We start from the raw sequence: 7,918 nt of genomic DNA, 5'->3' as shown, positions 1-7,918 counted from the left end.
CTATATCCACTACTACAATCACGACAGGATCAAAATGAAACTCAAAGGGCTGAGCCCTGTACAATACAGAACCCAGCCCTTAAATCTGCCTTGCCTTTAAACCGTCCAACTTAATGGGGTCAGTTCAGACTTGGCGGGTTTTTTTGTTCGCTCAGATGAGCTTTCGCAATGTCGCCGTCAGCTTTCGCTCGAAAACCGCCACCTGGTTGGGGGCAATGCTCTCCGACTTGTAGAGCGACAGCATGGAAAAGTGCGCCTTTGGTGCGCATGTGCCGATGATGGCGCGTGACAGGACACGCCGAACCGGGCGGAACATGATCAGCCAGTCAATCCACCATGGCGAGCCGAGTGTGGTCACAGCAAGGCAGGATTGCAGTGTTGTGAGCCGCGGAATCATGCGGCCGAAATCCGGGGCATGATCATAGGCTACGCCAGGGGCGAAGACCCGATCGATCCAGCCTTTGAGTATCGCGGGAAGTCCGAACCACCAGGTCGGAAAAATGAGGACAAGCACGTCGGCCGTCTTAAGCGTTTCCGCATCCTCGCTAATCGCACGGGTATCATGCTTGGCCGCGTAATAGCTCTGGCACTCAACTGATGTCAGGCGAGGATCGAAATCACGCTCATAGAGGTCAATGATTTGGAGATCATGACCGGCGCTGGTGATCAAGGAAGAAGCCAGCGACGCGAGATGCGCGCAGAGACTATCCTTCAGTGGATGGGCCAGGACAACGACAAAGCGTTTGCCCATGGCAGATCAAGAGGTCTTGCGGGTGCGTGCGAGGCCGTCAATCGCCGGCTTGTATTTGGGGTCGAGCTGCACAGCCTTGGCGTAGGATTTCGCTGCCCGTGCCTTGTCGCCGCGGTGCTCATAGATCAGTGCCTGGTTGGCCCAGCCCTCGGCGATAGTGCCGTCGAGCTTGATCGCGGTGTTGAAATCGTCGAACGCATTGTCATCGTCGCCGAGCGCGACGTAGGAAATGCCGCGGCCATTGTAGGGCTCCGCAGCGTCCGGCGCCAGCGAGATTGCGGTCGAGAAGTCCTCAATCGCCTGCTTGTGTTGATTGCGTGCCTGGTAGATCAAGCCGCGATTGTGGTAGGCGCGTGCATCGGTCGTGCTCAGCTGGATCGCCTGCTGGAAGTCATTCAGAGCCTGATCCAGTTGCCCTTGCTGGCGGTAAAGGTTGCCGCGACCAATATAGGCGGCATCATATTGCGGGTTGATCTGAATCGCCCGGCTGTAGTCCGCCACTGCCTGCGCCGTATTGCCCATGTTGCGGTAGACAAGTGCCCGGTTGGCATAGGCCTGGTAGAAGTTCGGGTTCAGCTGAAGCGCTGTGTTGAAATCCTTGATCGCATCATTGTTGCGTCCGGCGCGCCCGAAAGCGGAACCGCGCACATTGTACGCTTCAGGATCCTTCGGATTGTTGCCGATGACTTCGTTCAGCGAACTGATGTTCTCAGTGGATCCTTGCGCCTTGTCGATGCCGGTCATATCGGCCGTTGAAGTGCTCTGGCATCCAGCGACCGCCATCGTAAGGACGGATGCGATCACCAAACCAGTAAATCGTGCAGACTGGAAGGCAGATCGAATTTCACGGTGAGAGTTCATTTCAACTGAATAGGTCATATTCCATGTGTCCCGTACAACCAAAAGCTTTGCAAGCTTTTTTGCTCCGATGGCACCAAACGAAAAAAGGGCGGTGCGGCACACGCCACTCCACCCCGTAATCGGGTCAATACGCCGTTAAAATGCAGATCAACGAGCCGCAGAAGCGCGGACCGGAGCCTTGCGAGCTGGCATTGGCAGAAGGCCTTCACGCTGAGCCTGCTTGCGAGCGAGCTTGCGGGCACGGCTGATTGCTTCCGCCTTCTGGCGGGCGCGCTTGATCGAGGGCTTCTCGTAATGATCATGCATCTTCATTTCGCGGAACATGCCTTCGCGCTGCATCTTCTTCTTGAGAACGCGGAGAGCCTGATCAACATTGTTTTCGCGTACGAGTACCTGCACGTTTTATCCTGTATCTCTTAGAATTTCGTTGAGCCCGGCTCGCCATACCCAAAGCCAATCTATGGGTCAACAAACCAAACTTCGCGACGGTCATCCATCGCAAACTGCCGTGGCCATTACCAGAAAGTTGGACCGATGTCCATGGTTCTGGTGCGAAAAACGGACGGATATTCGCCCTCTCGCAGATCGCGTGTCCGGAATTTTAGTTTAACCGGCATTGAGCGCCAATCTCCGTCGCAAAATGGCAAAAGACCTTTGGACGGATGCGATACTGATGCATAAAGCACGGCTCCCGGTCATAAAATCGATGTCGATTTCTGAACAGGGTCCTGCGGAAATCTCTGAACAATCGCTCTGCGAAGGCCAACTGGTTCGCAAAGGAATAGGTAATGCGGAAATATTCGGTGTTTGCTCTCGCCCGCGAGGCCTTGCGTGCTCACAAAGGCTGGGAGCAGCAATGGACATCACCAGAACCCAAGGCGGAATATGATGTCATCATCGTCGGTGCGGGCGGGCACGGATTGGCGACCGCCTACTACCTTGCCAAGGAACACGGTATTACCAATGTTGCCGTGCTTGAAAAGGGTTGGCTTGGCGGTGGCAACACCGGTCGCAATACGACCATTATCCGCTCCAATTACCTTTACGATGAGTCCGCCGGCATTTACGAACACGCGGTGAAGCTCTGGGAAGGTCTGAGCCAGGATCTCAACTACAACGTGATGTATTCGGCGCGCGGCGTTATGATGTTGGCGCACAACATTCACGATGTTCAGGTGTTCAAGCGCCACATCCATGCCAACCGGCTGAATGGCATCGACAATGAATGGCTGACACCAGAGCAGGTCAAGGAATTCTGCCCGCCTATCAACCTCTCGGCTGACGCGCGCTATCCTATTATCGGTGCAGCCCTGCAGCGTCGCGGCGGTACGGCGCGGCACGATGCGGTCGCCTGGGGCTATGCCCGCGCCGCGGCCGATCGTGGCGTGCACATCATCCAGAATTGCGAAGTCACCGGCATTCGCCGCGCCCCCAATGGCGCGGTGATCGGTGTCGACACCAATCGTGGTCCGATCAACGCCAAGAAAGTTGGCGTTGTTGCCGCTGGCCATACCTCGGTCATCATGAATATGGCTGGCGTGCGCATGCCGCTCGAGAGCTATCCGCTGCAGGCGCTGGTTTCCGAGCCGGTCAAGCCGCTGATCCCCTGTGTGATCATGTCGAATACGGTTCACGCCTATATTTCGCAGTCCGACAAGGGCGAGATGGTGATTGGTGCGGGCACCGACCAGTACACGTCCTATTCGCAGACCGGCGGTCTCCACATCATCAATCACACGCTCGATGCGATCTGCGAGATGTTCCCGGTTCTGACACGGCTGAAAATGCTGCGCTCCTGGGGCGGCATCGTCGACGTGACGCCCGACCGCTCACCGATCCTGGCCAAGACTCCGGTTCCCGGTCTCTACGTCAATTGCGGCTGGGGAACGGGTGGTTTCAAGGCGACTCCGGGCTCGGGCAATGTCTTTGCCCATACAATTGCTCGCGACGAACCGCACCGCATCAACGCGCCGTTCACGATCGAGCGGTTCACCACCGGCCGCCTCATCGACGAAGCCGCCGCCGCCGCTGTCGCGCACTGATATTTTAGGAAACGAGACGAAGACAATGCTTCTTATCAAATGCCCCTATTGCGAAGAAGAGCGCCCGGAACTCGAGTTCCGCAATGCCGGTGAAGCGCATCTCGTGCGTGCTGCCTCCATCGTTGAGCAGTCGGATGATGATTTCGCTGCCTTTCTCTACTTCCGCCAGAATCCGAAAGGACTGCAGTTCGAACGTTGGCGCCATATTCACGGCTGCGGGCGTTTCTTCAACGCCGTGCGTGATTCCGTCTCCGACAAATTCCTGACCGTCTATAAGGCCGATGAGCCGCGTCCGAATGTGGAGCAACTCATCGTGCGGCCCGCCGCCTCGGCGGAGTCGACCGAAGAACCTGATGCAAAACGCGCACCCCGCGCCAAGAAAGCGGAGGTATGAGCCGATGAGCACCGCAACTCACTCTGGAAGCAACCGCATTGCCGGCGCTGGCAGGCTGACCCCTGCGAAAACCGTGCGCTTCACATTCGACGGGCAGAACCTGACCGGCCTTGAAGGCGATACCGTCGCCTCCGCGCTGCTTGCCAACGGCATCCATCTCGTCGGCCGTTCGTTCAAGTATCACCGTCCGCGTGGCATTCTGTCGGCCGGAAGCGAAGAGCCGAATGCGCTGGTTGATATCGAACGCGACAAGTCGCGCAAGCAGCCGAATGTTCGCGCCACAGTCCAGGAGATTTATGACGGGCTCAAGGTGAAGTCACAGAACCGCTGGCCGTCGCTGACCTTCGACGTCGGCGCCGTCAACGACATGTTCTCGCCGATGCTGCCGGCAGGCTTCTACTACAAGACCTTCATGTGGCCAAAGTTCGCATGGAAGACCATTTACGAGCCGAAGATCCGAGCTGCGGCCGGTCTTGGCGTTGTCCCCGGCGAAGCCGATACAGATCGCTATTCCAACCGTTTTGCTCATTGCGACGTCCTCGTAGTCGGCGCAGGTGTTGCCGGCCTTGCCGCAGCACTCAGTGCAGCATCGACCGGCGCCAGGGTCATTCTCTGCGATGAACAGCCCGAAGCCGGCGGCGCTTTGCGCTATGAAAGCGACGTTGTTATCGACGGTGTTGCGGGTCACGAATGGGCCGCGGCGACTGTTGCCAAGCTTCAGGCAATGGACAACATCACCGTCCTGACGCGCACCACGGCATTCGGCTACTACGCGCAGAATTTCGTTGGCCTCGTTGAGCGCCTCAGCGATCATCTCAGCACGCCGGCCGCTGAGATGCCGCGGGAAAGGCTGTGGCAGATTCGCGCCAAGAAGGTGGTCCTCGCTACCGGTGCCATCGAACGGCACATGGTTTTTGCCAATAATGACCGGCCGGGTGTCATGCTGGCTTCGGCAGCGCGCATGTTCCTAAACCAGTACGGTGTCGCGGTTGGCCGCAAGGTCGGTGTCTACACGGCCAATGATTCCGCCTATGCTGCAGCGATCGATTTGAAGCGCGCTGGTATCGGCATTCCAGTGATCGTCGATACGCGCGACAATCCCAACTCGCAGATCGTCGAAGAGGCGCGATCGCTCGGTATCGAAGTTCTTGCAGGCCACGCAGTCTACAGCGCTGGCGGAAAACGGCGCGTGTCGTCGATGTCTATCAAGCCGGTGAGGGGTGGCAACGAACGCAAGGTTGCGGTCGACGCGCTGATCATGTCGGCCGGCTGGACTCCGTCGGTCCACCTCTTTTCACAATCGCGCGGCAAGGTTGCATGGGACGCGGCAAACGAGCGCTTCCTGCCCGGTACCTATGCGCAGGATTGCGTATCGGTCGGCGCCTGCAACGGCACGGACGGTCTGCAGGCAACCCTCGACGAGGCGTTCGCTGCTGGCGGGGGAAAGGCCGGGTCGGTTCCCGCGACCGGCGGTGCAAACTGGACCGGCGGCATGATAGGCTCGGCGCCTGGTGCCGGTGCTGACACAACGGTGAAAGCCTTCGTCGACTTCCAGAACGACGTCACCGCGAAGGACGTGCGGCTGGCAGTGCGCGAAGGCATGCATTCCATCGAACACGTCAAGCGCTTCACCACCAATGGCATGGCAACGGACCAGGGCAAGACGTCCAACCTGCATGGTCTGGCAATCGCCGCAGAGGCGCTGAACCGGCCGATCCCGGCCGTCGGCCTGACGACGTTCCGCGCTCCGTTCACGCCGGTCACTTTCGGCGCGATTGTGAACCACGCCCGTCATGATCTGTTTGATCCGACGCGCCGCACACCCATGCATACCTGGCACGCGGCGCAGGGCGCAGAGTTCGAGGATGTCGGCCAGTGGAAACGTGCCTGGTACTATCCACAAGCTGGCGAGGACATGCACGCAGCCGTCAACCGCGAATGTGTTGCCGTTCGCAATCATGCCGGCATCTTCGATGCGTCCACACTCGGCAAGATCGAGGTAGTCGGGCCGGACGCGGCGAAGTTCCTGGAGCTGCTTTACACCAATCCCTGGGAGAAGCTGGGCGTCGGACGTCTGCGCTACGGCATCATGTTGCGCGAGGACGGGTTCATCTACGATGACGGTGTTGTCGGACGGCTCGCGGAGGATCGTTTCCACGTGACAACGACGACCGGCGGTGCGCCGCGCGTCATGAATCACATGGAGGATTATCTTCAGACCGAGTTCCCGCATCTCAATGTCTGGCTGACCTCGACGACCGAACAATGGGCGGTGATTGCCGTGCAGGGTCCGAAAGCCCGCGAGATCATCGCGCCGCTGGTCGAAGGTATCGATATTTCGAACGAGGCCATGCCGCACATGAGCGTTCGGGAAGGCAAGATCTGCGGCGTTCCTACCCGACTGTTCCGGATGTCGTTTACCGGCGAGGCGGGTTACGAAATCAATGTACCGGCTGACTATGGTCAGGCTGTATGGGAAGCCGTCTACGACCGCGGCAAGCCGCTGGGACTGACACCCTATGGCACGGAAGCGATGCACATCCTGCGCGCCGAAAAGGGCTACATCATCGTCGGCCAAGACACGGACGGCACCGTCACTCCGCAGGATGCCGGGCTGACCTGGGCCATCGGCAAGAACAAGACCGATTATGTCGGCATTCGCGGCCTCCTGCGCCGGGACCTTGTGGCGGACGGCCGCAAGCAGCTTGTCGGTCTCAAGACGGTGGATCCAACCGTGGTCCTGGAAGAGGGTGCGCAGATTGTCGCCAATCCGAACCAGCCAGTGCCGATGACCATGATTGGCCATGTGACATCGTCCTACTGGTCGGAAAATTGTGGCCGCTCCATCGCACTGGCGCTGGTCGTGGATGGAACAAAGCGGCTCGGTGAAACGCTTTATGTGCCGATGCCGAACGGAGTGATCGAAGTGGAAGTAACCGGAACAGTGTTCTTCGACGAAAAGGGAGAACGTTTGAATGGTTGAGATGGTCCAAGCAACGCGGTTGCATCCGCTGCATGCAGGCGCCGTATCGGTCGGGCTGGCCGACAATGCGACCCGCGTTTCACTCCGAGCCAAACCCGACGCAATCATGGCGCTCTCGAAGGCGCTTGGTCTGGACCTCCCAGTCAAGCCGAAATCGACGGCCTCAAGGGGAGCGCGCACGGCGTTGTGGATCGGCCCGGACGAATGGCTGATCATCGACAGCGCAACGAGCAGCCTTGTCGATGATCTTGCCAAGGTCAAGGTCTTGCATTCGGCGGTCGAAGTTTCTCATCGCAATGTGGGCATCCTTGTTTCTGGTAAAGGCGCCGACGCTGTCATCAATGGGGGGTGCCCGCAGGATCTTTCGCTCAAGGCTTTTCCCGTGAGTGCTGCATCGCGAACCGTGCTCGGCAAGATCGAGATCGTTTTGTGGCGCATGGACGAAGACAGTTTCCGTGTCGAATGCTGGCGATCGTTTTCGACGTACGCCTACGCGTTTCTTCAGGAATCTGCGCGCGACGTTGCCGTCTGACAGCGAACGCGTTGTCAAAGAACCGGGTGTGGTACCCCCTTGCCACGCCCTCATCTGAGTCTGGCCATTGAATGGTTGGGAAGACAGGCGGTCATCGAAGCGCGTCTTTGGGGTAGTAATGGTGCGATCCGAAGACCGCCCGTCCGGCGTTTTTTGATCCCGTCCGTTCCGCTTGGGAGGCCTCGGCATCGGGGAGAACCATTTGCGATACTCCATGCGTCGCCTACGCGCCCCTTAGAGTGCTCGTCCAGCACGCGCCGGTCATAGTACCGGCAGGGGAACCCTTGGACGGAACTTCCCCGGACAGCGGGCCCGTTACCCGCCATCGGAGGCGCCGGTCCTTCTCCCACTTCGA

The 7,918-nt window shown here is 58.9% G+C and carries 8 protein-coding genes; 5 read left to right on the top strand and 3 right to left on the bottom strand.

All coding sequences use genetic code 11. The annotated features are described in order from the left end of the window. The coding region (locus CU102_RS27920) for an IS3 family transposase (protein ID WP_146146489.1) at window positions 1-100 on the top strand (100 nt) is incomplete at its 5' end. Window positions 101-151: 51 nt separating this feature from the next. Here the strand turns inward: CU102_RS27920 and CU102_RS27915 are convergent. The 3 genes from CU102_RS27915 to rpsU form a co-directional block, all read right to left on the bottom strand. Further along, window positions 152-751 carry an NAD(P)H-dependent oxidoreductase gene (locus tag CU102_RS27915; protein ID WP_106714300.1) on the bottom strand — a complete coding sequence of 200 codons (600 nt, stop codon included), beginning with the start codon at window positions 749-751 and terminating at the stop codon, window positions 152-154. Window positions 752-757: 6 nt separating this feature from the next. Further along, the gene (locus CU102_RS27910; protein ID WP_245425624.1) at window positions 758-1,612 is read right to left on the bottom strand and encodes a tetratricopeptide repeat protein; all 855 of its coding nucleotides are present in this window, start codon (window positions 1,610-1,612) and stop codon (window positions 758-760) included. A gap of 147 nt (window positions 1,613-1,759) precedes the next feature. Beyond that, the gene (gene rpsU, locus CU102_RS27905) at window positions 1,760-2,011 is read right to left on the bottom strand and encodes a 30S ribosomal protein S21 (protein WP_099997993.1); all 252 of its coding nucleotides are present in this window, start codon (window positions 2,009-2,011) and stop codon (window positions 1,760-1,762) included. Between the two features lie 389 nt (window positions 2,012-2,400). On the opposite strand from rpsU, the gene CU102_RS27900 reads away from it, so the two are divergent. From CU102_RS27900 to CU102_RS27885, 4 genes are read left to right on the top strand one after another with little or no spacing between them, the layout of a single operon-like run. Then, on the top strand, window positions 2,401-3,654 hold the full coding sequence (locus tag CU102_RS27900; RefSeq protein WP_106714299.1) for a sarcosine oxidase subunit beta: 1,254 nt from the start codon (window positions 2,401-2,403) through the stop codon (window positions 3,652-3,654). A gap of 25 nt (window positions 3,655-3,679) precedes the next feature. Beyond that, window positions 3,680-4,048, top strand: a complete 369-nt coding sequence (locus CU102_RS27895; RefSeq protein WP_106714298.1) for a sarcosine oxidase subunit delta — start codon at window positions 3,680-3,682, stop codon at window positions 4,046-4,048. Between the two features lie 4 nt (window positions 4,049-4,052). After that, window positions 4,053-7,031, top strand: coding sequence for a sarcosine oxidase subunit alpha (locus CU102_RS27890; protein ID WP_106714297.1), 2,979 nt, complete (start codon window positions 4,053-4,055; stop codon window positions 7,029-7,031). After that, the gene (locus CU102_RS27885; RefSeq protein WP_106714296.1) at window positions 7,024-7,563 is read left to right on the top strand and encodes a sarcosine oxidase subunit gamma; all 540 of its coding nucleotides are present in this window, start codon (window positions 7,024-7,026) and stop codon (window positions 7,561-7,563) included. The genes CU102_RS27890 and CU102_RS27885 overlap by 8 nt, the downstream gene beginning before the upstream one ends. The last annotated feature ends 355 nt before the right edge of the window (window positions 7,564-7,918 follow it).

Source organism: Phyllobacterium brassicacearum (assembly GCF_003010955.1).
Taxonomy (GTDB): domain Bacteria; phylum Pseudomonadota; class Alphaproteobacteria; order Rhizobiales; family Rhizobiaceae; genus Phyllobacterium; species Phyllobacterium brassicacearum.
This window is presented reverse-complemented; position numbering and strand designations above follow the sequence as displayed.